At 70.8% G+C, this 23251-nt stretch carries 22 protein-coding genes and 1 riboswitch; of the genes, 10 read left to right on the top strand and 12 right to left on the bottom strand.

Going from position 1 to position 23251, the window contains the following annotated elements:
• Positions 1–7: 7 nt before the first annotated feature.
• Positions 8–793: a DeoR/GlpR family DNA-binding transcription regulator gene (locus H284_RS0115905; protein ID WP_020077016.1), complete on the bottom strand. Its 786-nt coding sequence runs from the start codon at positions 791–793 to the stop codon at positions 8–10.
• 82 nt (positions 794–875) lie between these two features.
• Between H284_RS0115905 and galT the strand changes: the two genes are divergently transcribed.
• The 3 genes from galT to H284_RS0115890 all read left to right on the top strand — a co-directional run bounded on the left by galT (position 876) and on the right by H284_RS0115890 (position 4123).
• On the top strand, positions 876–2090 hold the full coding sequence (gene galT / locus H284_RS0115900) for a galactose-1-phosphate uridylyltransferase (protein ID WP_020077015.1): 1215 nt from the start codon (positions 876–878) through the stop codon (positions 2088–2090).
• On the top strand, positions 2087–3247 hold the full coding sequence (gene galK / locus H284_RS0115895; RefSeq protein ID WP_020077014.1) for a galactokinase: 1161 nt from the start codon (positions 2087–2089) through the stop codon (positions 3245–3247). Before galT ends, galK begins: the two co-directional genes overlap by 4 nt.
• Before the next feature lie 69 nt (positions 3248–3316).
• Positions 3317–4123, top strand: a complete 807-nt coding sequence (locus H284_RS0115890; protein ID WP_231371259.1) for an MBL fold metallo-hydrolase — start codon at positions 3317–3319, stop codon at positions 4121–4123.
• 104 nt (positions 4124–4227) lie between these two features.
• On the opposite strand, the gene H284_RS0115885 is transcribed toward H284_RS0115890, so the two are convergent.
• The 4 genes from H284_RS0115885 to glyA form a co-directional block, all read right to left on the bottom strand.
• A complete protein-coding gene (locus tag H284_RS0115885) occupies positions 4228–4578 on the bottom strand; it encodes a hypothetical protein (RefSeq protein ID WP_155885507.1) in 351 nt (116 codons plus the stop codon).
• 58 nt (positions 4579–4636) lie between these two features.
• Positions 4637–5155, bottom strand: coding sequence for a YbaK/EbsC family protein (locus H284_RS0115880; RefSeq protein ID WP_020077011.1), 519 nt, complete (start codon positions 5153–5155; stop codon positions 4637–4639).
• A complete protein-coding gene (locus tag H284_RS0115875) occupies positions 5152–6033 on the bottom strand; it encodes a bifunctional methylenetetrahydrofolate dehydrogenase/methenyltetrahydrofolate cyclohydrolase (RefSeq protein ID WP_020077010.1) in 882 nt (293 codons plus the stop codon). Before H284_RS0115875 ends, H284_RS0115880 begins: the two co-directional genes overlap by 4 nt.
• A 94-nt stretch (positions 6034–6127) precedes the next feature.
• Positions 6128–7453 (bottom strand): serine hydroxymethyltransferase, encoded by a 1326-nt coding sequence (glyA, locus tag H284_RS20345; protein ID WP_020077009.1) that lies wholly within the window; start codon positions 7451–7453, stop codon positions 6128–6130.
• A gap of 32 nt (positions 7454–7485) precedes the next feature.
• Positions 7486–7583: riboswitch (ZMP/ZTP riboswitch) on the bottom strand.
• A gap of 134 nt (positions 7584–7717) precedes the next feature.
• Between glyA and H284_RS0115865 the strand changes: the two genes are divergently transcribed.
• Positions 7718–9241: a beta-N-acetylhexosaminidase gene (locus H284_RS0115865; protein ID WP_020077008.1), complete on the top strand. Its 1524-nt coding sequence runs from the start codon at positions 7718–7720 to the stop codon at positions 9239–9241.
• Here the strand turns inward: H284_RS0115865 and H284_RS0115860 are convergent.
• The 4 genes from H284_RS0115860 to H284_RS0115845 form a co-directional block, all read right to left on the bottom strand.
• Positions 9225–10487: a glycosyltransferase family protein gene (locus H284_RS0115860; RefSeq protein ID WP_231371258.1), complete on the bottom strand. Its 1263-nt coding sequence runs from the start codon at positions 10485–10487 to the stop codon at positions 9225–9227. The genes H284_RS0115865 and H284_RS0115860 overlap by 17 nt on opposite strands.
• A 153-nt stretch (positions 10488–10640) precedes the next feature.
• A complete protein-coding gene (locus H284_RS0115855) occupies positions 10641–11537 on the bottom strand; it encodes a carbohydrate ABC transporter permease (RefSeq protein WP_018191852.1) in 897 nt (298 codons plus the stop codon).
• Positions 11534–12490: a carbohydrate ABC transporter permease gene (locus H284_RS0115850; RefSeq protein WP_018191853.1), complete on the bottom strand. Its 957-nt coding sequence runs from the start codon at positions 12488–12490 to the stop codon at positions 11534–11536. Before H284_RS0115850 ends, H284_RS0115855 begins: the two co-directional genes overlap by 4 nt.
• Before the next feature lie 5 nt (positions 12491–12495).
• Positions 12496–13737, bottom strand: coding sequence for an extracellular solute-binding protein (locus H284_RS0115845; RefSeq protein ID WP_018191854.1), 1242 nt, complete (start codon positions 13735–13737; stop codon positions 12496–12498).
• Between the two features lie 362 nt (positions 13738–14099).
• On the opposite strand from H284_RS0115845, the gene H284_RS0115840 reads away from it, so the two are divergent.
• The 6 genes from H284_RS0115840 to nagA all read left to right on the top strand — a co-directional run bounded on the left by H284_RS0115840 (position 14100) and on the right by nagA (position 19771).
• Positions 14100–14978: an SIS domain-containing protein gene (locus tag H284_RS0115840; protein ID WP_039731513.1), complete on the top strand. Its 879-nt coding sequence runs from the start codon at positions 14100–14102 to the stop codon at positions 14976–14978.
• On the top strand, positions 14975–15985 hold the full coding sequence (locus tag H284_RS0115835) for an ROK family protein (protein WP_020077005.1): 1011 nt from the start codon (positions 14975–14977) through the stop codon (positions 15983–15985). The genes H284_RS0115840 and H284_RS0115835 overlap by 4 nt, the downstream gene beginning before the upstream one ends.
• The gene (locus tag H284_RS0115830) at positions 15982–16893 is read left to right on the top strand and encodes a 1-phosphofructokinase family hexose kinase (protein WP_020077004.1); all 912 of its coding nucleotides are present in this window, start codon (positions 15982–15984) and stop codon (positions 16891–16893) included. The genes H284_RS0115835 and H284_RS0115830 overlap by 4 nt, the downstream gene beginning before the upstream one ends.
• A 63-nt stretch (positions 16894–16956) precedes the next feature.
• Positions 16957–17817 (top strand): class II fructose-bisphosphate aldolase, encoded by an 861-nt coding sequence (locus H284_RS0115825; protein ID WP_020077003.1) that lies wholly within the window; start codon positions 16957–16959, stop codon positions 17815–17817.
• A complete protein-coding gene (locus tag H284_RS0115820) occupies positions 17814–18599 on the top strand; it encodes a DeoR/GlpR family DNA-binding transcription regulator (protein ID WP_018191859.1) in 786 nt (261 codons plus the stop codon). The genes H284_RS0115825 and H284_RS0115820 overlap by 4 nt, the downstream gene beginning before the upstream one ends.
• On the top strand, positions 18596–19771 hold the full coding sequence (gene nagA, locus H284_RS0115815) for an N-acetylglucosamine-6-phosphate deacetylase (protein ID WP_020077002.1): 1176 nt from the start codon (positions 18596–18598) through the stop codon (positions 19769–19771). Before H284_RS0115820 ends, nagA begins: the two co-directional genes overlap by 4 nt.
• Positions 19772–19835: 64 nt before the next feature.
• Here the strand turns inward: nagA and H284_RS0115810 are convergent, their stop codons facing one another.
• From H284_RS0115810 to H284_RS0115800, 3 genes are all read right to left on the bottom strand, one after another.
• On the bottom strand, positions 19836–21059 hold the full coding sequence (locus tag H284_RS0115810; protein ID WP_020077001.1) for an MFS transporter: 1224 nt from the start codon (positions 21057–21059) through the stop codon (positions 19836–19838).
• A 165-nt stretch (positions 21060–21224) separates the two neighbouring features.
• Positions 21225–21770 (bottom strand): cysteine hydrolase family protein, encoded by a 546-nt coding sequence (locus H284_RS0115805; protein ID WP_020077000.1) that lies wholly within the window; start codon positions 21768–21770, stop codon positions 21225–21227.
• A complete protein-coding gene (locus H284_RS0115800; RefSeq protein WP_020076999.1) occupies positions 21767–23233 on the bottom strand; it encodes a purine-cytosine permease family protein in 1467 nt (488 codons plus the stop codon). The genes H284_RS0115805 and H284_RS0115800 overlap by 4 nt, the downstream gene beginning before the upstream one ends.
• Positions 23234–23251 lie beyond the last annotated feature (18 nt).

Raw genomic sequence — 23251 nt, 5'->3', positions numbered from 1 at the left:
TTAGGCCTCAGGCGACGACCACCGGCAGCCCCGCGTCCCGCAGGGCCGCCACCGCCTCCGGTGCAGCCGACTCGCCGGTGACCAGCTCAGCCACCTCATCCACCGCGGCGATCCGGCCGAGATGCGTGCGGCCGAGCTTGCTGCCGTCGGCCACCACGATCGCACGCTCGGCGGAACCGACCATGACGCGCTTGAGGTCGGCCTCGGGCAGGTTCACGTTGGTGATGCCGCCGGTGGGATGCACGCCCGTGCAGCCGATGAAGGCGATGTCGGCGTGCACACGGCCCAGGAGCACGGCGGCGAGCGGTTCGACGAGGGAGTGCTGCAGCGGCCGCAGGGTGCCGCCGGTGACGACGACCTCGAACCGCGGGATGGCGCGTTCCAGCTCGAGCGCGATGGTCAGGCCGTTCGTGATGACCGTCACGTTCTCCAGGTCGTCCCGCTCGACGAGGGCGCGGGCGATGGCGGCGGGGGTCGTTCCGACGTCGAGCAGCACGCTGCTGCCGGAGGAGACCATCGCCGCCGCAGCCAGCCCGATCCGGCGCTTCTCCTCTGCCGACGACTCCAGGGCCTCCTCGAAGCTCGGCTCCCGCATCCCTGCTGTTCGGAGCACAGCCCCGCCGTGGACGCGCCGGATGCTCTGCTCGCGGTCGAGCGCATCCAGGTCGCTGCGGACGGTGACGTCGGAGACCTGGAACGCCTCGCTCAGGTCGGACACCCGGGCGAAGCCGGCGCGCCCGATCAGCTCGAGCATCCGTTCGCGCCGCAGCGCCGCGGGGAGGGCTTCGCTCATACGCCCATGCTGGAGCGCTTGCGATTGCTTGTCAATACGAAAGCAGAAGCGGTATCCTCGCTTTCGCAATCGAAAGGATGGCATGGCCTCGATCACGAAGCGTCCCACCCGTCTCTCCGACGGACGTGACCTCATCTATTACGACGACGCCGACACGACGCTCGGCCCGGAGCGCAAGCCCGATCTGCGGGAGCCGGCACCCCGACCGGCCACCGCGACGATGCGGCAGGACCCGCTCACCGGGGAATGGGTCTCCATCGCCGCAGCGCGCCAGAACCGGGTGATGCTCCCACCCGCCGAGCTCGATCCGCTCGCTCCCGCGACACCGACGAACCCGTCCGAGATCCCCGACCTCTACGACGTCGCCGTGTTCGAGAACAAGTCGCCCTCCTTCGGGCCGCTGCTCGTCGACGACAACGCCCCCGAGGGGATCGACGACCTGGCCCAGGTCGGTCTGGGGCGCACCCGAACGTCCGTCGGCCGGTGCGAGGTCGTCTGCTTCAGCCCGGCCACCACCGGATCCTTCGGAAGCCTCAGCCCGTCGCGCGCACGCACCGTCATCGAGGCGTGGGCGGACCGCACCACCGAACTCTCCGCCCTGCCCGGCGTCCGTCAGGTGTTCCCGTTCGAGAACCGCGGCGAGGCGATCGGCGTCACGCTGCACCACCCGCACGGACAAATCTACGCCTACCCGTACATCACGCCGCGCACCTCCGCGCTCATCCGCTCGCTCGACGCGTACGGACCGACGCTGTTCGCCGACATCCTGGAGCGGGAGCGCACCAGCGAGCGCGTCGTCCTCGCCGGAGAGCACTGGACGGCATACGTGCCGTTCGCCGCGCGCTGGCCGATCGAGATCCACGTCCTCCCGCACCGCCACGTCGCCGACATCTCCGAGACCAACGCCGCCGAGCGGGACGAGCTGGCCACGCTCTACCTTCGAGTGCTGCGCGGGGTGGATGCGCTCTACGACTCCCCCACGCCGTACATCGCCGCGTGGCACCAGGCTCCCGTCGGCGTTCGCCGGGACGAGATCCGCCTCATGCTGCAGCTGACCTCGCCCCGCCGCGGCGCGGATAAGCTGAAGTTCCTGGCCGGCTCGGAGTCGGCCATGGGCGCCTGGGTGGGCGACATCCCGCCCGAGCAGGCGGCCGCTGCGCTCCGCGAGGCCGTCGCCCGCGCCGACCGCGACAACCCGGTCGGCGAACTGCCGGTCTCCGTGACCGGGCTCGTCACCGAGCCCGTCGCGGCTCCGGCGGGCACCGCATCCACTTCCGACCGAGAGGCTGACCGATGACCGACCTGCGCACGGGCGTCCGCGACGACTTCGCCGAGGTGTTCGGCCGCGAACCCGACGGCGTCTGGTCGGCGCCCGGCCGGGTCAACCTGATCGGCGAGCACACCGACTACAACCTGGGATTCGTCCTGCCGTTCGCGATCAACCGGCGCACCGTCGCCGCGGTCGGGGCGCGTGACGACCGCGTCATCCGCGTCGGGAGCACCTTCGCGGACGAGGTGGTCGAGATCTCGCTCGACGAGCTGGCGCCCGAGGTGCTCTCCGGCTGGTCGGCGTACCCGCTGGGCGTCGCCTGGGCGCTCGGCCAGTTCGGCGCCGACCTCGCCGCCGTGCCGGGCGTCGACATCCTGCTCGACTCGAATGTGCCCGTCGGCGCCGGCCTGTCGTCCTCCGCGGCGATCGAGGGCGCCGTTGCCGTGGCGCTCAACGACCTGTGGCGTCTCGGATTCGACCGCCGCACCCTCGCCCGGGTCGGCCAGCGCGCCGAGAACGTCGCGGTCGGCGCGCCGACGGGCATCATGGACCAGTCCGCGTCCCTCCTCGGCGAGCGCGACGCGGCCGTCTTCCTCGACTGCCGGTCGCTCGACTCCGAGGTCGTGCCGCTGGGGCTCGAGGCTGCCGGGCTCGAGATCCTCATCATCGACACGGGTGTGACGCACTCCCACGCCACCGGCGGGTACGCCGAGCGCCGCGCCTCGTGCGAAGAGGGCGCGCGCATCCTGGGCGTCGAAGCGCTGCGGGATGTGTCGGTCGGCGACCTCGACCGCGCGCGCGAGCTCATGGACGACGTGACTTTCCGCCGCGTCCGTCACGTCGTCACGGAGGACCAGCGGGTCCTCGACACCGTGCGCACCCTCCGCGAGCAGGGGCCGGCCGCGATCGGCGAGCTGCTCGACGCGTCCCACGTATCGATGCGCGACGACTTCGAGATCTCGGTGCCCGAGCTCGACCTCGCCGTGGAGACGGCGCAGGCGAACGGCGCGATCGGCGCGCGGATGACCGGCGGCGGCTTCGGCGGCTCGGCCATCGCCCTCGTGCCGACGGACGCGCTCAGCCGCGTGCTCGTCGCGCTGGACGGCGCGTTCGCCGAGCACGGGTTCGGCCAGCCGGACCTCTTCACGGTGCAGGCGTCGGAGGGTGCTCGGCGCGAGAGCTGAGCGGGCGGCCTGTTCGGCCGGTTCGAGCGGTTCACCTCCCGGTCACCCTGCGGTGTCACACTGTGACGCGTGAGTGGACAGGGAGTGAACGATCCGGTCGTCGTGTGGCTCGACGCGGACACCGTCCAGGTGCGGCAGCCCAAGACGTCGCACTGGGAGGCGCCGTTCCTCTACCTGCTGTTCGGGCGTGAGCGGGCCCTCCTGATCGACACCGGCGCGACCTCCGATGAGGCGGTGTTCCCACTGCGAGCGACGGTCGAAGGCCTGATCGCCGACTGGCTGCGGCGCAACCCGGTCGTGTTCGTGCGGCCCTATCCCCTCGTCGTCGCGCACTCGCACGCGCACGGCGACCACATCGCGGGTGACGCGCTGCTGCGGGATCGGCCGGGCACGACGGTCGTCGGCACCAGCCCGGCCGAGGTGATCGGCTTCTTCGGTTTCCCGACCTGGCCGGACGCGGCCGTCACGTACGATCTGGGCCGCCGGGTGATCGACGTCATCGGCGGGCCGGGGCACGAACCCTCCGCCGTGGTGTTCTTCGACCGACAGACGGGCATCCTGTTCACCGGCGACACCGTCCTCCCCGCCCGGCTGTATGTGCGCGACCTCGGCCAGTACCGGGCGACAATCGAGCGGCTGATCCGCTTCCGCGACGACCCGCCCGCGCCCGTGCGCGAGCTGCGCGGCGCGCACATCGAGATGTCCACGGAGCCGGGCGTGGACTATCCGGCGGGGACGGTGGACCAGCCGAACGAGGCACCGCTGCCGCTGCGCCCGCGCATCCTCGACCGCGTGCTCGCGGCCCTCGGCGAACTCCGTGGCACGCCCGGCGAGCGCGTCGTCACGAAGCGCTTCATCGTCGTCGTCGACTGCTGACCCGCTCCCCCGCCTCCTCCGCCCACCGTCGAGTCCGCAATCTTTGCACGCTCCGGCGGCGCGTCGTGTGCAAAGTTTGTGGACTCGACGGTGGGGCCGGGGGTTTAGGAGGGGCGGCGTGCGGCGGTGGCGAGGAGGGCGACGCCGGTGGCGGCGAGGGCGTAGGTAAGCGCGGACAGGGGGATGCTGCCGTTGTCGCTGCGGATCGTGCCGCGGCCGTCGGCCCGTTGCCAGTCGCAGACGCTGCCGATCGGCCAGAACGAGCGATGCTCGGTGACGACGTCGCTCCGCTCGGAGATCAGCGCGCCTTCCGGAGCGGGTCCATAGCGGGAGCACGGATTCTTCCAAGCCCCACCGACCGCCATCACGGCGAGATAAGCCGCGAGCAGGAGGGCGAGCACTCCACCCGCGACAAGCAGGCGCGTGATCCGTCGGTGACGCCGAGGATGAGGCATGCGGCCGACGCTATCCCCGCAACGCCCGCCCACGCGTCTGCCGTCGGACGGACGCGGGTCAGTCTGCGGACGGAGTCGGCTCGACGCTGGTCGGCTCGACGGGGTGCGGCTCGCCGCCCGTGAGGCGCACCAGCTCGTCAAACGTGGTGGGGAACACGGTGTGGGCGTGACCTGCGGCCGCCCAGACCTCCGGGTAGCCGGCGAGCGCCACATCCACCACGGTTCGCAGGCGCTGCGGGTGACCGACGGGTGCGACGCCGCCGATCGTCTGCCCGGTCGCCGCCTTGACGGTGTCGGCGTCGGCGCGGCGGATGCGGCCGCCGAGCCGCTCGCCGAGGAACGCGGTGTCGACGCGGTGGGCGCCGGAGGTCATCACGAGAAGGGGCTCGCCGTCGATGGTGAAGACGAGCGAGTTCGCGATCGCCCCCACCTCGACCCCGAGCTCGGCGGCGGCAGACGCCGCGGTCGGCGTCGCCGACTCGAACCAGCGGACCCGCGGCTCGACCCCCGCCGCGAGCAGCGCCGCCTCGACGCGCTCGACAGCAGGATGCGTCCGCTCGCGCGACGCGTCGGTCACAGCAGCTCCCGCTCCGCCGACTCGACGACGTTCTGCAGCAGCAGCGCGCGCGTCATCGGGCCGACTCCGCCCGGGTTCGGGGAGACCCAGGAGGCGACCTCGGCCACATCCGGAGCCACATCGCCCGCGACGACGCTCTTGCCGGTCACCGGGTCCTCCACGCGGCTCACGCCCACGTCGAGCACGATCGCGCCGGGCTTGACGTTCGCGGCGGTGACCAGCCCGGCGACACCGGCGGCGGCCACGATGATGTCGGCGCGTCGGAGGTGAGCGTCGAGATCGTGGGTGCCGGTGTGGGTGAGCGTGACGGTCGCGTTGTACTCGCGGCGGGTCAGCAGGGCGCCGATCGAGCGCCCGACCGTGACTCCGCGACCGACGACCACGACATCCTTGCCGCGGATGTCGATGCCGTGCCGCAGCATCAGCTCGATCACGCCCCGCGGCGTGCACGGCAGAGGCGACGTGATCGGCCGGTTGACGTTGAGGACCAGGCGGCCGAGGTTCGTCGGGTGCAGGCCGTCCGCATCCTTCGCCGGGTCGACGAGCTCGAGGATGGCGTCGGTGTCGAGGTGGCCCGGCAGCGGCAGCTGCACGATGAAGCCGGTGCAGTCGGGGTCGCCGTTGAGCTCCTCGACCACGGCCTCGAGCTCGGCCTGCGAGATGTCGGCGGGCAGGTCGCGGCGGATGGAGGCGATGCCGACCTCGGCGCAGTCGCGGTGCTTGCCCGCGACGTACCACTGCGACCCCGGGTCGTCACCGACGAGGATGGTGCCGAGCCCCGGGACGATGCCCTCCTCACGCAGCGCGCTGACGCGCTCCTTCAGCTCCGCCTTGATCGCGGCGGCGGTCGCCTTCCCGTCCAGAATCTGTGCGGTCACGTTGTCTCCTTGCGTTTCCACCGTCGAGTACACGAAAACTGCACGGCGAACGCCTCGCGAACGTGCAAAGTTCGTGTACTCGACGGGGGGTGGGTCAGATGGAGGAGGGGAGCTCGACCTGAACGGCCTCGGCGCCGGACGGCGTCAGGCCCGGGTAGAGCGGGAAGGCCGCGGTCAGCGCGTCGACGCGGGCACGCAGCGCGCGGGTGTCCGCACCCGGACGCAGGGCGAGCGCGATGATGTCGGCCACCTCGGTGAACTCGGTGTCGCCGAAGCCGCGGGTCGCGAGCGCCGGGGTGCCGATCCGGAGACCGGAGGTCACCATCGGCGGGCGCGGGTCGAACGGCACGGCGTTGCGGTTCACGGTGATGCCGACCTCGTGCAGCACGTCCTCTGCCTGCTGGCCGTCGAGCTCCGACGTGCGCAAGTCGGCGAGCACGAGGTGCACGTCGGTTCCGCCCGTGAGCACGTCCACACCGGCAGCGCGGGAGTCGTCGGCGGTCAGGCGCTCGGCGAGCAGCTTCGCGCCGCGGATGGTCCGCTCCTGGCGGTCCGTGAACTCCTCCGTCGCCGCGAGCTTGAACGCGGTCGCCTTGGCGGCGATCACGTGCATGAGCGGTCCGCCTTGCTGGCCCGGGAACACGTTGGAGTTGAGCTTCTTGGCGAGCTCGGTGTCACGGCTCACGATGAAGCCGGAGCGGGGGCCGCCGATGGTCTTGTGGACGGTCGAGCTGACCACGTCGGCGAAGGGCACGGGCGAGGGATGCAGCCCAGCGGCCACGAGACCGGCGAAGTGCGCCATGTCCACCCACAGCTTCGCTCCGACCTCGTCGGCGATCTCACGGAACGCCGCGAAGTCGAGCTGACGCGGGTAGGCCGACCAGCCGGCGATGATGACCTGCGGCTTGTGCTCGAGCGCCTTGTCGCGCACGACGTTCATGTCGACGAGGAACGTCTCGGGGTCGACGCCGTACGACACGGCGTTGTAGAGCTTGCCCGAGAAGTTGAGCTTCATCCCGTGGGTCAGGTGACCGCCGTGGGCGAGCTCCAGGCCCAGGATGGTGTCGCCGGGCGTCGCGATGGCGGAGAGTACGGCCGCGTTGGCCGACGCGCCGGAGTGCGGCTGGACGTTGGCGTACTCGGCGCCGAACAGGGCCTTCGCCCGGTCGATCGCGAGCTGCTCGGCGATGTCGACGTACTCGCAGCCGCCGTAGTAGCGGCGACCCGGGTAGCCCTCCGCGTACTTGTTCGTGAGGACGGAGCCGACCGCTTCGAGCACCGCGCGCGGCACGAAGTTCTCGGAGGCGATCATCTCGAGGTAGTCGCGCTGGCGGCCGAGCTCCAGCTGCAGCACCTCCGCGATCTCGGGGTCGACCTCCGCCAGAGGGGCGGTGAACGTCGAGGGGAGGGTATCGGTCATTGCCGGCTCCTTCGTACAGGGATGGACCATTGCGTAGCGACCCAGGCGCGCGGCCGCATCCATCCGTGTTCTCGAGGTTCCGTGTCGCTCCCCGATGGTGACCATCTGAGCGCCAGTCGCGACGGGCCAAGCATAGCAAAGCGGGGGCCGGGCGGAACCCTTGCCCATCGCCGAAGGCCCTGCGATACTCGCTGATGGCCGACGCATGCGGGGCGGGCGGAGTCGGTCCCATCCGCTCTGCCCCGACCCGCAAGGGAGCTCACCGTGGTCGTGCCCCGCCCTGTCTCCGCCGAGCCGTCGGAGGGTTCGCCCTTCGTGCTCGCGCCGACCGCCCGCATCAGCGTCGCCGGGCCCGGAGCGGACGCCGTCGCACGGCTCCTCCGCGACGCCCTGGCCGCCGACTGCGCCCGCGATCTCGCGATCGTGGACGAGCCGCCCGCGTTCGGCGACATCGCCGTGGTGATCGCGCCGGGCGAGGGTCCGCACGAGGACGGTTCGGACAGCGCGGAGGGCTACACACTGGAGGTCGCCGCGGAGGGCGTGCGCATCGGCGCCGCCACCCCGGCCGGTGCGTTCTGGGGCGTGCAGACGCTGCGCCAGCTGGTTCCGGCGGTCTGCGACGGCGACCCGCTGACGATCGAGCCCGTGCGCGTCCACGACCATCCCCGGTACGCGTACCGCGGAGCGATGCTGGATGTGGCGCGCCACTTCTTCACGCCGGCCGAGGTGAAGCGGTTCATCGACGCGATCGTCCTGCTCAAGGTCAACCACCTGCACCTGCACCTGACCGACGACCAGGGCTGGCGCATCCACATCGAGTCGTGGCCGGAGCTGACCCGCGTCGGCGGCTCGACCGGCAGCGACGGCAGCCGCGGCGGGTTCTACACGCAGGAGGAGTTCCGCGATCTCGTCGCCTATGCAGCCGAGCGGCACATCACCGTGGTCCCGGAGCTGGACATGCCGGGCCACACGAACGCGGCGCTCGCGTCGTATCCCGAACTGAATCCGGACGGGGTCGCGCGTCCGCTCTACACCGGGTCCGACGTGGGCTTCAGCACGCTTCAGACGGGGGATGCGGTGACCCGCCGCTTCGTGCGCGACGTCGTCCGCGAGGTGGCCGCGCTCACGCCGGGACCTCTGCTGCACCTCGGCGGCGACGAGTGCCTGAGCACGTCGCCGGCCGACTTCGTCGCGTTCGTGGAGGAGGCCGCCCGGGTGGTCGCCGAGAACGGAAAGACGGCCGTCGGCTGGCACGAGATGGGCAAGGCGGGCGACCTGCCGGCCGGGACCGTCGGGCAGTACTGGGACTTCACCACGCCGCGCGAGCGCTCGGCCGAGTACGCGGTCACCTTCGTCCGCGGCGGCGGGTCCCTCATCCTCTCGCCGTCGGACGCCGCCTACCTCGACATCGTCTACGCGGAGGGCGACCCGATCGGCCAGGACTGGACCGGCAAGCCGACCACTCTGCGCGACGCGTTCGTGTGGGACCCGGCTCGCGTCATCCCGGGCGTCGGGGATGCGCACATCCTGGGCGTCGAGGCCGCCCTGTGGACCGAGACGGTCACCTCCATCGAGGAGGTGGAGGAGATGGTCCTCCCCCGACTCGCGGCAGTCGCCGAGGTGGGCTGGTCACGCGCGCCCGCCGACACCGAGCCCGTCGAGGCGACACGCGACCTCGACGACTTCACCGGGCGCGTGGCCGAGCTCGCCGAGCACTGGGATGCCGCGGGCACCCGCTACCGGCGTGTGCCCGAGGTGCCGTGGCGAGAGGTCACGGGTATCCGATGAACCACAGCAGCACGATCGCCACCGGCTGCAGGGCGATGCCCGCGATGAGTACCGCCTTCCGCGCCTTCCGATGACGCGTGAGGCCGCGCGCTCCCGCGAGGGGTGCGAGCGGCAGCAGCAACCGGAACGTGCTCTGCTGCGGCAGGAACACCGCGAACAGGTACAGCCCGTAACTGACCGCGTACGCGACGGTCTCCGTCCCGAGCGCCCGGACCGACGGCCGCGTCACCACCCACGCGAACCCGGCGACGATCGCGAGCACGATCAGCGCGCCTAGGATGCTGAGGTACTTCCAGCTGAGCAGGAACCACGGGGTCAGCGGGATGAACGCCACCTTGCCGATGAAGCCGGTCCACCACGAGAGCTCGGTGCTGACGTACGCGTCGCCCGTCCCCGTCACGGCGGCCGCGATGATCGGCCACGCGAGACCGGCCAGCGCCATCAGCCCGCCGGTCAGCAGCATCGTGAAGCGCTCCCGCGGCAGGAACGCGTCCGTGCCGCGCCGGGCCCGCACCATCCGGACGACGAGCACGATCGCGAGGGCGAGCGGCAGGGCGAGCGCCCCCGGGCGGGTGAACGCCGCGGCGACCGCGAACGGCAGCATCAGCCAGTACCGCCGCTGGATCATGGTCAGCAGCGCCGCGAACATCAGGAAGAAGAACATGCTCTCGGCGTACGCGATCTGCAGAACGAAGGAGAGCGGGCCGAAGCAGAAGAACGCGGTCGCCCAGAACGCGCTCGAGACTCCTGCCCGCGCCGCGACCAGCCGGAACAGCACGACGCTGGCGGCGGCCCCGAAAACGATCGCGACGGCGAACCCGGCGGGATAGAAGCTCAGCCCGGTGAGGAGCATCACGACGCGCACGACCATCGGGAACAGGGGCAGGAACGCCCACGGGTTCTGCTGCACGGAGCCGTCGCTGTCGAGCGGAAGGCGTGTGGGGTATCCCTGCTCCACGATCTGGCTGTAGTACGAGCCGTCCCACGAGCCCGAGAACGTGAAGAAGGTCGGGTTCATCCGCGGGCTGGCGTAGTCCCAGTGCGCGACGTTGGCGGTGACGAACAGCGCCAGCATGAGCGTAGTCGTGAGCAGCCGCGAGACGGCGTAGAGCACCAGCACCGCCGCCCACCAGGGCACCTCGCGGCCGGCGAAGCGCAGCCGCCGCGGTACCGCCATCGGGCGGCCGGGCAGCTCCGGTCGCCTGGTGCTCGTGGTGCCCGCTGTCATCGTCCCGTCCGTCGCCATCCGATCCCCGTCGGGGAATCGCCCTTTGGGATGGTACCCGCCGGAAACGGTCCTCCGGCAGCCGGTTGAGGCGGCCTGAGAGAGTCCTCATACGACGGGAGGCCACCGCATCGCGCCACGCGCGCGGCGCCTCCCGCCGGGTCGGGGTGAGCCCTACTTCACGCTGCCCGCGGTGAGTCCGCCGACGAGGCGCTTCTCGATGAGCATGAACAGGATGACCACCGGGATCACGGCCACCACCGACACCGCGAACACGTACTGCCACGCGGCGTCGTACTGGCCGACGAACTTGGTGAGCGCGACCGAGAGCGGCTGGTTCGCATCCGTCGACAGGATGACGAGGCTCGCCGCGAACTCGTTCCACGACGCGACGAAGGTGTAGATGATCGCCGTGACGATACCGGGCCAGACGAGCGGAAGCTGGACGCGGAACAGCACGGTCCACTTTCCCGCACCGTCCAGCTGGGCGGCCTCGTCGACCTCCTTCGGCACTCCCGCGAAGAAGCTGTGCATGATCCAGATCGCGAACGCGAGGTTGAACGCCGCGTTGACGAGGATCATCGCCAGCCAGGTGTCGTTGATCCCGAGCGCCACCATCTCTTTGAAGAGACCCGTCGCCAGCACCGTCGGCTGGAGCATCTGCGTCACGATGACGAGGAACAGGAAGATCCCGCGCCCCGGGAACCGGAACCGCGCCGTGTAATAGGCGGCGGGGACGCACACCACCAGCACCAGCACCGTCGCGAACACGGAGATCACGATCGTGGAGATGAGGTTGTACGGCAGCGGCGTCTCCGGCGTCGACCACATCGTGAGGTAGTTCTCGGGATGCCACTGCTCGGGCAGATAGGTCGGAGGGACGGCGAGGATGTTGTTCCGGCTCTTGAACGAGCCGATCAGCATGATCAGGTACGGGGCGATGAAGACCAGGGCGATCACGATGCCGGCGACGGTCTTCCCGGCGACGCGCCAGGAGGATCCGGCGGACCGGGAGCGACGGCGGCGCGGCGTTGGCGCTCCGGCGAGCGCGACGGGGGCTGGCGCGGTCACGAGACCTCCTTCATCGGCTTGACGACCCAGAGGTAGATACCGACGACGACGAGCACGATCAGGAAGTTGATCACGCTGAGAGCGCTGGACAGGTCGATGCGCTGCTCGTTCTGGAGCAGCTTGAACACGTAGGTGGTCGTCGTGTCCGCCTTGTAACCGGGGATGGACCCGGTCATCAGCTTCAGGATGGGCAGCGAGTTGAACACGTTGATGATGTTGATCAGCGCGGCCAGTGCGATGGCGTTCCGCAGGTTCGGGAGGGTCACGCTGAAGTACGAGCGGAACGCTCCGGCGCCGTCCATCTTCGCCGCCTCGAGCATGTCGCCCGGGATGCCGGCGAGCCCGGCGAGGATCGTGTAGGTCGTGAACGGCAGCGAGACGAACACCGCGATGCCGATCGACGAGATGAATGCGGGGATCGGCTCCTTGGTGAAGCCGAACGGCTCGGCGAGCACATGGATGTCGACCAGGAACTTGTTGATGATCCCGTAGAAGGGGTCGAGGCCGTAGACGAACACGGTCGTGGTCATCACGACGCTGGCCGCCCAGGGGACGATGATCGCCATCCGCACCCAGCGCCGGCCGGGGAAGTTCTTGTCGAGGAACTGGGCGAGGGCGAGCGAGATCACCACGGTGATGACGACGACCGAGACCACCCAGACCAGGGTATTGAGCAGGATGCCGGGGAGCTCCGGCCGCGACAGCACCGTGACGTAGTTCTTCAGGCCGACCGATCCGTGGTCCACGCCGGCGATGGAGATCTTCCGGGTGGAGTTGTAGATCATGTAGCCGGCCGGGAACAGCACGACGCCGAAGATCAGGATGAGGGCGGGCAGCGTCCACGGCACGGCGTGCCACAGGTCGGACGCCCCGCCGGTGGGCTTGGGGGACGCCCCGCGGCGGGGACGGCCGGTGGCCGCCCCCGCGCGGGTCGCTTCAGCGGTGCTGGTCATCCGGGTTACTGGCCGTCGGCCTTCGCCTGGATGGACTTCAGCAGGTCTTCGGGCTTGGCGCCCTGACCGAGCTGACCGATCTGGCTCTGGATCGCGCCCTGCGCGGCCGACCAGTTCGGGTTGGTGGACGGGTAGAACTTCGCGTTCGGCAGCAGGTCGAGGAACGGCTTGATGGTCTCGTCGGAGCCCATCGCGTCGGCGCCGGACTTGGTCGTCGGCAGGAAGCCTTCGGCCGAGACCCACTTCGTGTAGACGTCCTTCGAGTAGAAGTAGTCGAGGAACTTCTTGATCGACGCCGTCTTGTCCGTCTTGTTCTTGAACGCCATCAGGTGGTCCGCGACGCCCAGGGTGAACGGCGAGCCGTCCTTGGTCGGGATCGGCGCGATGCCGTACTGCAGCGACGGGTTCTTGTCCTTGATCTGCCCGACTGTCGGCGGCAGGCCGACCTGCATGCCGAGCTGGCCCTGGATGAAGACGTTCAGGAGCGGGGTGCGGTTGGTCGAACCGGGGTTCGCCTCCGTGTAGCCCTGCGTGATGATCTTCTGCATCTCGGTGGCGCCTTCGACGTTCTCCGAGCTGTCGATGGTCAGCTTCTTGGCGTCGCCGTATCCGCCGCCGGCTCCGTAGAACCAGATGGCGGTCTCCGCCTGCGCCTCCTCGCTGCCGAGCGGCATGCCGTACGGGGTGATCCCGGCGGCCTTCAGCTTGGCGGCGGCGTCCTCGAACTCGGCCCAGGTCTTCGGCGGGGCCGAGATGCCGGCCTTGGAGAAGTCGTCCTTGTTGTAGAACAGCGCGCGGGCGGATGCGATGAACGGGAGACCGTACTGCGTGCCGTCGATGCTCGCGTTCTTCTTGAAGGCGTCCTGGAAGTCGTCGAGCGTGGCGGAGGAGACGATGTCCTTCGCCGGGTAGAGCAGGTCGTCGGCCGCGAAGCCGGCGAACGCGTCGATGTTCAGGATGTCGGGCTGCTTCTGCGCCTGGATCCGCGTCTTGATGACGTTGTTGATGTCGGTCCAGGATTCGACGTCGAGGTTGACCTTGATGTCGCTGTTCTTCGCCTCGAAGTCCTTGATGATCTGCTGCCACTCGGTCTTGGTGTTGTCCGAGTAGCTGGCGACCATCAGGTCGAGCGTCTGCGCGCCGCCGGACGAGCCTCCGGACCCGCCGCTGAAGCCGCAGGAGGCGAGCGTCATGGTGGCGACCGCCGCTGTTGCGACCGCCGCTCCCCACCGCAGTGACTTCTTCATTGACTTCCTCACTTCTTGAAGGGAAAACGCGAACCGTCACTGCCGATGGAACCTGCGCGACGATGCGTAGCTGTTGATGCTTAGTGATTTGTTTCTGCTTGAAACAAGCACTTGCACTCAATGGATGATCGAAATCATGGCGCGTTCGGTTCTCCGCGTCAAGGACAATGCGCAAGATCGTTACACGGCGTTTACAGGACGACTCGACACGACCAAGGGATCCGGGAGAAACGATTGAACATGATCACTAGACATAGTGTTCGATCATCAGTGATCATTGTGACGAGACATCCACGCACTCAGCCGCGAGAAGCGCAGAACAGGAGCGATCAGTGACGCACGCACCCACCGCCGGAGCCCACATGGAGGCCGAGCTGCGGTCGCAGCCGGAGACCTGGGCGACCGCGGCCGGTCTGCGCGAGGAGCAGTCGCTGCTCCCCGCCGCCGGTGAGCGCATCGCCGTCGTCGGCTGCGGGACCTCCTGGTTCATGGCGCAGTCGTACGCGGTGCTGCGCGAGAGCGCCGGGCACGGTGTCACCGACGCGTTCGCCGCCTCCGAGGCGTTCGTCGACCGCGACTACGACGCGGTCGTCGCCATCACGCGCTCCGGGACGACGACCGAGGTGCTCGAGTTGCTCGACGGCCTCCGATCTTCGGGCAACCGCGCGCGCACCGTGGGGATCGTCGGCGACCCGGACACCCCGCTCGTGAGCCTCGTGGACGTCGCCATCCGGCTCCCGTTCGCCGACGAGCAGTCCGTCGTGCAGACGCGGTTCGCGACCACTGCGCTCGCCCTCGTCCGTGCCTCCCTCGGCCACGACCTCTCCCCCGCGATCGACCAGGCCGCCGCAGCCATCGAGGAGGAGCTGGACGACGAGCTCATCACCGCCGACCAGTACTCGTTCCTCGGCGCCGGGTGGACGGTCGGGCTCGCGCACGAGGCCGCGCTCAAGATGCGCGAGGCGTCGCAGTCGTGGACGGAGTCGTATCCCGCCAAGGAGTACCGCCACGGTCCGATCGCGATCGCCGCTCCCGGCCGGGTCACCTGGATGCTGGGCGAGGTGCCCGCAGGGCTCTCCGGCGACCTCGCCGTCACCGGGGCGCGCTTCGAAGACCGCCCGATCGACGGGATGGCCGACCTGGTGCGCGCACAGCGGGTCGCTCTCGCGCGCGCCCGCCGCGCCGGCCTCGACCCCGACAGCCCCCGCAACCTCAGCCGATCGGTCATCCTCCCCTCGTGACCGGAGACCCCCTGACCCCGCCACCGGCCGCCGCTCCGCTGGGAGACGGCGCACCGGTGCTGGCGTTCGACGTCGGAGGGACCGACACCAAGGCCGCGCTCGTGGACGACCGCGGCCGGCTGGTGCAGGTGGTGCGCATCCCGACCCCGCATGCGGGCGACGCGACCGGCGACGCCGTGGTGACCGCGATCGCCGGTCTCGCCGAGCGGTTCCGGGAGGAGCACCCCGGCATCGCGCCGCGCGCGGCCGGGCTGCTGGTGCCCGGGCACGTGGACGACGACGCCGGGATCGGTGTCTTCGCCGAGAACCTGGGCTGGCGCGACTTCCCCTTCCGCGACCGGGCGGAGGCCGCACTCGGCGTCCCGGTGGCGTTCAGTCACGACGTGCGCGGGGCGGGAGAGGCCGAGCACCGCCTCGGTGCCGCCGCACCCTACCGCGACGTCGTCGTCATGGCGATCGGCACGGGGATCGCCGGGGCGATCTTCCTCGACGGCCGCCTGCACACGGGTGGCGGCATGGCCGGCGAGATGGGGCACTCCCGGGTCGCCGACGGGCCCCTGTGCGCCTGCGGCGGCATCGGCTGCCTGGAGGCGGTCGCCTCGGCCGCAGCCATCGCGCGCCGGTACAACGCGCTCACCGGGGCGGGCGTCCCGGGAGCGCGGGAGGTGCTCGCGCTGGCGCAGGCGGGAGACGAGACCGCTCGGGGCGTGTGGGATTCGGCGGTGGATGCGCTCGCGCTCGACCTCTCACACACCGTCGCGCTGCTGGCGCCCGAGGCCGTGGTGATCGGCGGCGGACTGGCGCAGGCCGGCCCCGCGCTGTTCGAGCCGCTCGCGGAGAAGCTGGACGCCATCCTCACCTTCCACCGGCGTCCGGTACTGCTGCCGGCGAGCATCGGCGAGAACGCGGGGTTGATCGGGGCGGCCCTGCGGGCACGCGACCGGCTGGCCGGGTCCGCCTCGACGTCGGTGGCGTCGGCCGCGTCCACCGCCGAGGTGGCGTCGTGATCCTCACCGTCACGCCGAACCCGGCCCTGGATCTCACCTACCGCGTGCCCCGGCTGCAACCGGGCGAGACGCATCGCGCGGCAGCCCCCGCCGTGCGGGCGGGCGGCAAGGGTCTCAACGTCGCTCGGGTGCTCGCCCAGACCGGGACCGCGGCCTTCATCCTCACCACCGCCGGCGGTCCGCCCGGGCTGCGGCTCGCGGACGACCTCGAGGCCTCCCACCTGCCCTCGGAGCTGGTGCCGGTCGAGGCGCCGACCCGCAGCAGCGTCGCCGTCGTCGACGAGTCCACCGGCGAGACGACGGTCATCAACGAGACGGGCAGCACCCTCAGCGCGGCCGAGTGGACGGCCCTGCACGACGCCGTCGACCGGCTCGTCGTGCCAGCGACCTGCGTCGTCGGCTCGGGCAGCCTGCCGCCCGACGCTCCGGACGACGTCTACGCGCGCGTCGTCGCTGCGGCCGCTTCCCGCGGTCTGCCGAGTGTGATCGACGCCGTCGGTACGCCGCTGGTGCTCGCGGCCGAAGCCGGGGTCTCCGTCGTGAAGCCCAACCGCCGTGAGCTGACGGAGACGACCGGCCACGACGACCCCGTGGCCGGCGCTCGCGTGCTCCTCGACGCCGGCGCAGGCCTGGTGGTGGTGTCGCTCGGCGCCGAGGGGATGCTCGCGGTGCCGCGCGACGGCGCACCCGTCCACGCGCGGCTCGGCTCGCCGCTGACCGGCAACGCCACCGGTGCGGGGGATGCGGCCGTCGCCGCGATCGCGAGCCTGCTCGCCGTCGGCGTCACCGACCCGTCGACGCTCGTCCGGCGCGCCACCGCCTGGTCGGCCGCCGCAGTGCTCGCGCCCCTCGCCGGCGAGCTCGCCCCCGGCTTCCGGGAGTTCGAGGAGCGGATCGAGACCGGCTGAGCCGGCCGATCCATCCCATCCCATCCGCCCTTCGCCCATCCACCCTCGCCCGGAGCCGCCGCCATGCCCCTCGTCCCCACCGCCGACCTGCTGCACGCGGCCGTCGGCCGCCGCACGGGCCTGGCCGCGTTCAACGTCATCCAGCTGGAGACCGCTGAGGCCCTCGTCGACGCGGCCGAGCAGACCGGGCTCCCCGTCATCCTGCAGATCTCGCAGAACTGTGTCGCGTACCACGGCTCGCTCGACCCCATCGCGTCGGCGACCCTCGCACTGGCCCGGGAGTCGACGGCGCACGTCGCCGTGCACCTCGACCACGCCGAGGACGAGCAGCTCGCGCGGCAGGCGGTCGAACTGGGCTTCGGCTCGGTCATGTACGACGGCGCCGCGCTCGACTACGACCGCAACGTCGCTGCCACCGTGCGCGTCGTCGAGCACGCCCACGCCAACGACGTGCTGGTGGAGGCGGAGCTGGGCGAGATCGGCGGGAAGGACGGCGCGCATGCACCCGGCGTCCGGACCGACCCGGACGAGGCCCGCCGTTTCGTCGAGGAGACCGGCGTCGACGCCCTCGCCGTCGCGGTCGGCAGCTCGCACGCCATGACCGAGCGGACCGCCTCCCTCGACCTCGACCTGATCGCCCGGCTGCGACACGCCGTGCCGGTTCCGTTGGTCCTGCACGGCTCCAGCGGCGTCGCGGATGAGACGATCGAGACGGCGATCCGCGCAGGGATCACCAAGGTCAACGTCTCCACCCACCTCAACCGGTTCTTCACGGACGCGATCCGGGCGTACCTCAGCGCGCATCCCGATGTGGTGGACCCGAGGAAGTACGTGCGGGAGGGACGCGCCGCGGTGACCAGGGAGGCGGCACGGCTGATGACCCTGTTCGATGTGGCAGGCGGAACGGAGAGCGCACAGCGATGAACAGAGCCGAACGGCTGAACGCCGTGCTGGACCTGCTGGCCGAGGCCGGCCAGATCGAGGTCGACGACATCGTGGCCAAGCTGGATGTGTCGGCGGCCACCGCACGCCGCGACCTCGACGCCCTGGCGTCGCAGCAGCTGCTCACCCGCACCCGCGGCGGAGCGATCGGCCAGTCGGTCGCCTACGACCTGCCCATCCGGTACAAGCGCGAGCAGCACGCGCCTGAGAAGCTGCGGATCGCGCAGGCGGCGAGCGCCCTCGTGCCTCGCGGCGCCGTGGTCGGCCTGTGCGGCGGAACGACCAGCACCGCCGTCGCGACCGTGCTCGGGTCGCGCCCGGACCTCATGGAACCCTCGCCGCATCCCAGCCTCACCGTTGTGACCAACGCCATCAACATCGCCGCACAGCTGGTGATGCGACCCCAGATCAAGACCGTGATGACCGGCGGCGTCGTGCACGCGCGCTCGTACGAGCTCGTCGGGCCGTACAGCGATGTCGTGCTGGAGAAGATCACGATGGACATCGCGTTCATCGGCGTCAACGGCATCGACCCGGTGGTCGGCGCCACCGTGCACGACGAAGGCGAGGCGAGCGTCAACTCACTGATGGCGCGCCGGGCGACCCGCGCCGTCGTGGTGGCCGACTCGTCCAAGATCGGCCGCAAGGCGTTCGCGACCCTCGGCGGTCCGAAGGTGTTGACGACCCTCATCACCGACGAGGGCATCACCGCCGAGCAGCGTGCCGCGTTCGTCGAGCAGGGCATCGAGGTGATCGTCGCGTGAGCGACGGCCATCTCATCCACTCGGCGCGGCTGGTGGACGGCGGCACGGTCGTCGAGGACGGCTGGGTACGGTTCGACGGCGACATGATCGCCGCGGTCGGCAGCGGCGCGACATGGCGCGATGAGCCGGGCGTAGTGGATGTGGCCGGCACCGATCGCGTGACTGTGACGGATGCGGGCGGGGCGTGGCTCACGGCCGGCTTCGTCGACATCCACGTCCACGGCGGCGGGGGCGCGAGCTTCGACGACGGGCCCGACGCGATCGACCGGGCCCTGGAGCTGCACCGGCGGCACGGCACCACCCGCTCGGTGCTGTCGCTCGTCACGGCGCCGGTACCGGAGCTGGCCCGGCGGGTGCGGGAGGTGGCCGCGCTCACTGCGGCCGACCCGCGCATCCTCGGGTCGCACCTGGAGGGGCCGTTCCTCGACGTCGGGCACAAGGGCGCCCACGACCCGGCACTGCTGCGCTCGGCGACCCCGGCCGACATCGAGCTGCTGGTGGATGCCGCCGCCGGCACCCTGCGACAGGTCACCATCGCGCCCGAACGTCCCGGCGGGATGGACGCGGTGCGCGCCTTCTCCGCCGCCGGCGCGGCCGTCGCCGTCGGTCACACCGCCGCCGACTACGACCAGGCGCTGGCCGCCTTCGACGCGGGCGCGAGCATCCTCACGCACGCGTTCAACGCCATGCCGGGACTTCACCACCGCGCGCCCGGACCGGTCGCCGCGGCCGCCCGCACCCCGGGGGTGACGCTCGAGATCGTCAACGACGGCGTGCACGTCCATCCCGAGATGGTCCGGATCGCCTTCGCCGCCGCCCCCGGCCGGATGGCCCTGGTGACCGACGCGATGGCCGCCGCCGGTTCCGCCGACGGCGACTACGTGCTCGGGTCGCTGGACGTCGAGGTGCGCGACGGTGTCGCCCGGCTCGCCGGCGGAGGGTCGATCGCCGGGTCGACGCTCACCCTCGACGACGCTCTGCGGCGCGCGGTGCTCGAGGTCGGCATCCCGGTCGCCGAGGCGGTGCGCGCGCTCACCGAGACGCCGGCCGCAGCCGTCGGGCGCACTCACGACCTCGGCCGTCTGGCCCCGGGCTACGCGGCCGACGCCGTGTTGCTGGACGCGGACTTCCGTGTCCGCCAGGTGTGGGCGGCGGGCGCTCCCGTCGCCTGATCCATGGGTCGCAACCCGCCGTTATGGGCGGCCCAGAACGGCGCGTTGCGTCCCACAGCCGCGGTTAGTGCGTCGCGACGACCGTCCGCGACATCCGGCCGACCACCAGCACGAGCGCCACCGACACCACCAGCAGACCCACGTACGCCCACGGCAGCACCATCAGGCCGCCCGCGTCGTAGATGACCGCCCCGACGAGCGCTCCCCCGCCGATCCCGACGTTGAAGGACGTCGTGTACAGCGCGCTCGCGGTGTCGCGGAACGCCGGGGACGACGTGTGCAGCATCCGCGTCTGGAGCAGCGGCGGGAGCGCGCCGAAGGCGAGCCCCCACAGGATGAACGCGATCAATGCCAGCACGATCTGGCCGGCGAGCACGGCGAGCGCCGCCACGGCGATCCCGGTCACGACGAGCGCGAGGATGAGCCCCAGCTGCGGCCGCGGACCGAACACCGAACCGGCGAGGATCAGGCCGCCCGCACCGGCGATCCCATAGAGGAACAGCAGCGCACCGACGTCGCCCGACGGAACGCCCATCGGCCCGGTCAGGAACGGCACCACGAACGTGTAGAACGCGTAGTGCCCGACCATCGTGACGGCCGCGATCACGCAGACCATGATGACCAGCGGGATGGTGCGGTCGCGCGGTCGGGGAACCGTGCGATCGCGCTCGCGCCGCCGCTTGCCGTCCGCCTCCCGCTCGACCGCCGGCAGGAACTTCCAGATGACCAGGGCGCCGACCATCATGAGGGCGGCGAGCAGCCCGAACGACAGCCGCCAGCCGAAGACGTGCCCGGCGAACGTGCCGAGCGGCACACCGAGCACGAACGCCAGCGTCCCGCCACCGAGGGTGATGGAGACGGCCCGGCCGATCTGCTCCTTGGGCACCAGGTGGCCGGCGTATGCGCCGACGATCGACCAGAACATCCCGTGCGCCACACCGCCGAGCACGCGCGAGCCGACCACGAACGCGTAGTCGGGCGCGATGGCGGTGAGCGCGTTCGAGATGCCGAGCACGACCAGGATGCCGATCAGCAGGCCGTGCCGCGGCCAGCGCCGGGTCAGCGCCGTCAACGGGGCGCTGGTGACCACCACGGTGAACGCGAACACCGTCACGAGCAACCCGATCTGGGCCTCGCTCACTCCGAGGGAGGCGCTCATGTCCGGCAGCAGGCCGGTCGGGATCATCTCGCTGGTCACCGAGAGGAAGGTGGCGGTGGCCAGGGCGATCAGCCCGGTCCACGGGAATTTCGGCGCAATGCGCGCCGGAGTCGTCGAAGTGGCAGTCATACGGATCTGTCCAACGGACGGCGTTCCCCGGCCATTCCGCCGCTACTGCGGGCCTCGGCGCCGGTGCCAGTGGCTGGCTGCGGCTTTCCGGGAGGGGATGGCGGGTCGACTACGCGCCCATGTGCGCGCCCAGGGCCGTGCGGGAACCGCCGACCACGGACGATTCTACCGGAGGCCGTCGAGAATGGCAGCGCTGTCCGAGATCTCGATCAGCGGCGCGTACAGCGCCATCGCATCCAGGGCGCGCTGGTGGTCGGCGTCGCTCAGGCCGGCACACGCGTCGGCCGCGACCCGGATGCGCACGCCCGCGTCCGCGGCTCCCAGTGCCGTGCTCAACACACAGCAGTCGGTGGAGACTCCGGCGAGCACCACATCCTGCGACCCGTCGAGCGCATCCCGCAGAGCAGGACCCCACTTGCCGAACGTCGTCTCGGTGACCACCGGATGCCCGGTGTCGCGAAAGGCGAGCACCAGGTCGTAGATCGGGTCGTCGGCGGGGACGAGCGCGAACGGCCACTGCTCGTAATACGGCACCCAGGCGCCCTCCGGCCGCTCCGGTGCGATGAAGCGCGTGAACACGACGCGCTCGAAGGCGGGCACCATCCCCGCGATCACGGCCTCCGCGTCCGCGAAGCGCGGCGTGAACCACGGGCTCGCCGGGTCGCCGAACACCTGCTGCATGTCGACGACGACGAGGGTCGGGCCGGTCATCGCTCCTCCTGCCGGCGCACCGCACCGCGGGAGAACAGCAGCGTGCCCAGGTATCCGATCACCAGTGCGACGAGGACGCCGAGGTTCGCGAACGCCCAGTCGCCCTGCTTGCCGCCGATCGGGCCCAGCAGGTAGCCCTGCCAGGCCAGCCACGAGGCCGAACCGTTGGTGACGAGGCCCCAGCCGATCGCGGTTCCGATCACGATCAGGGCGATCGGCAGCCAGCGGATGGCGCCGTAGCGACCGCGCCGGTCGTACAGCTCGGCCTCCGCATAGTCGCGCCGACGCAGCTGGATGTCGGCGACGAAGATGCCGCACCAGGCGGCGATCGGCACGCCCAACGTGATGAGGAAGCCCTGGAACGGGCCGAGGAAGTCGGTGGCGAAGAACACGACGTAGATCGCGCCGGCGGTCATGATGACGCCGTCGATGCCCGCCGCGACGTACCGCGGGACGCGGACGCCGACGCTGAGCAGCGCCAGCCCGGACGAGTAGATATCGAGCACCGCACCGCCGACCAGCCCGAGCACGGCGACGATGACGAACGGCACCAGGAACCAGGTGGGCAGCAGCGACGCGAGCGCGCCGATCGGGTCGGCGGCGATGGCCTCGCTCAGCTTCGACGAGGACCCCGCCAGCAGGATGCCGAAGATCAGCAGAATGACCGGGGCCAGCGATGAGCCGAAGGTCGTCCATCCCACCACTCCCCCGCTGCGAGCGCTGCGCGGCAGGTAGCGGGAGTAGTCGGCGGCGGCGTTCACCCAGCCGAGCCCGAAGCCGGTGAGCATGAACACGAACCCGCCGATCACATGCGGCGCGTCTCCCGCCGGGAGTGCAGCGACGGCGCCGAGGTCGATGTGGTTCAGGACCAGCAGGATGTAGACCACGGTCAGCACGCCGGTCACGATCGTGATGACCATCTGCATGCGCATGATCAGGTTGAAGCCGATCACGCCGCCGACGATGACGAGCGCGACGACGACGATGAGGGCCACCAGCTTGGTGACGACCCCGCCCTCCCAGCCGAGCTGCTGGAACACCGTCGCGGTGGCGAGCGCGGCGAGCGAGACCAGCACGGTCTCCCATCCGACCGTGAGGAGCCACGACAGCGCCGAGGGCACGCGGTTGCCCTCCACCCCGAACACGGCGCGGCTGAGCACCATCGTCGGCGCGGACCCGCGCTTGCCGGCGAGCGCGATCACGCCGCACAGCAGGAACGAGGCGACGATCCCGATGACGCCGACGATGGTCGCCTGCCAGAACGAGATGCCGAACCCGAGCAGGAACGAGCCGTAGCTGAGACCGAACACGGAGACGTTGGCGCCGAACCACGGCCAGAACAGGTCGCGCGGCCGCCCCTTCCGCTCACTCTCGTGAATGGTGTTGAGCCCGTTCAGCTCCACGTCGAAAGCGGACGCCGCGCCCGAACGGGTATCGGGCGCATCCTCACCGGTGCTGGTCATGCACCGATCGTGGTGCAC

Source organism: Cryocola sp. 340MFSha3.1 (genome assembly GCF_000383315.1).
GTDB lineage: Bacteria > Actinomycetota > Actinomycetes > Actinomycetales > Microbacteriaceae > Leifsonia.
Note: the sequence above shows the minus strand (reverse complement) of the source record. Positions and strands in the feature narration are given on the sequence as shown.

Excerpts from the sequence above, each read along its gene's own strand:
- H284_RS0115845 (WP_018191854.1), bottom strand. The coding sequence starts at position 13,737 with ATGAAGAAGTCACTGCGGTGGGGAGCGGCGGTCGCAACAGCGGCGGTC.
- H284_RS0115860 (WP_231371258.1), bottom strand. The coding sequence starts at position 10,487 with ATGGCGACGGACGGGACGATGACAGCGGGCACCACGAGCACCAGGCGA.
- H284_RS0115905 (WP_020077016.1), bottom strand. The coding sequence starts at position 793 with ATGAGCGAAGCCCTCCCCGCGGCGCTGCGGCGCGAACGGATGCTCGAG.
- glyA (WP_020077009.1), bottom strand. The coding sequence starts at position 7,453 with ATGACCGATACCCTCCCCTCGACGTTCACCGCCCCTCTGGCGGAGGTC.
- galK (WP_020077014.1), top strand. The coding sequence starts at position 2,087 with ATGACCGACCTGCGCACGGGCGTCCGCGACGACTTCGCCGAGGTGTTC.
- H284_RS0115840 (WP_039731513.1), top strand. The coding sequence starts at position 14,100 with ATGGAGGCCGAGCTGCGGTCGCAGCCGGAGACCTGGGCGACCGCGGCC.
- H284_RS0115820 (WP_018191859.1), top strand. The coding sequence starts at position 17,814 with ATGAACAGAGCCGAACGGCTGAACGCCGTGCTGGACCTGCTGGCCGAG.
- H284_RS0115810 (WP_020077001.1), bottom strand. The coding sequence starts at position 21,059 with ATGACTGCCACTTCGACGACTCCGGCGCGCATTGCGCCGAAATTCCCG.
- H284_RS0115825 (WP_020077003.1), top strand. The coding sequence starts at position 16,957 with ATGCCCCTCGTCCCCACCGCCGACCTGCTGCACGCGGCCGTCGGCCGC.
- H284_RS0115885 (WP_155885507.1), bottom strand. The coding sequence starts at position 4,578 with ATGCCTCATCCTCGGCGTCACCGACGGATCACGCGCCTGCTTGTCGCG.
- H284_RS0115805 (WP_020077000.1), bottom strand. The coding sequence starts at position 21,770 with ATGACCGGCCCGACCCTCGTCGTCGTCGACATGCAGCAGGTGTTCGGC.
- H284_RS0115800 (WP_020076999.1), bottom strand. The coding sequence starts at position 23,233 with ATGACCAGCACCGGTGAGGATGCGCCCGATACCCGTTCGGGCGCGGCG.
- H284_RS0115850 (WP_018191853.1), bottom strand. The coding sequence starts at position 12,490 with ATGACCAGCACCGCTGAAGCGACCCGCGCGGGGGCGGCCACCGGCCGT.
- galT (WP_020077015.1), top strand. The coding sequence starts at position 876 with ATGGCCTCGATCACGAAGCGTCCCACCCGTCTCTCCGACGGACGTGAC.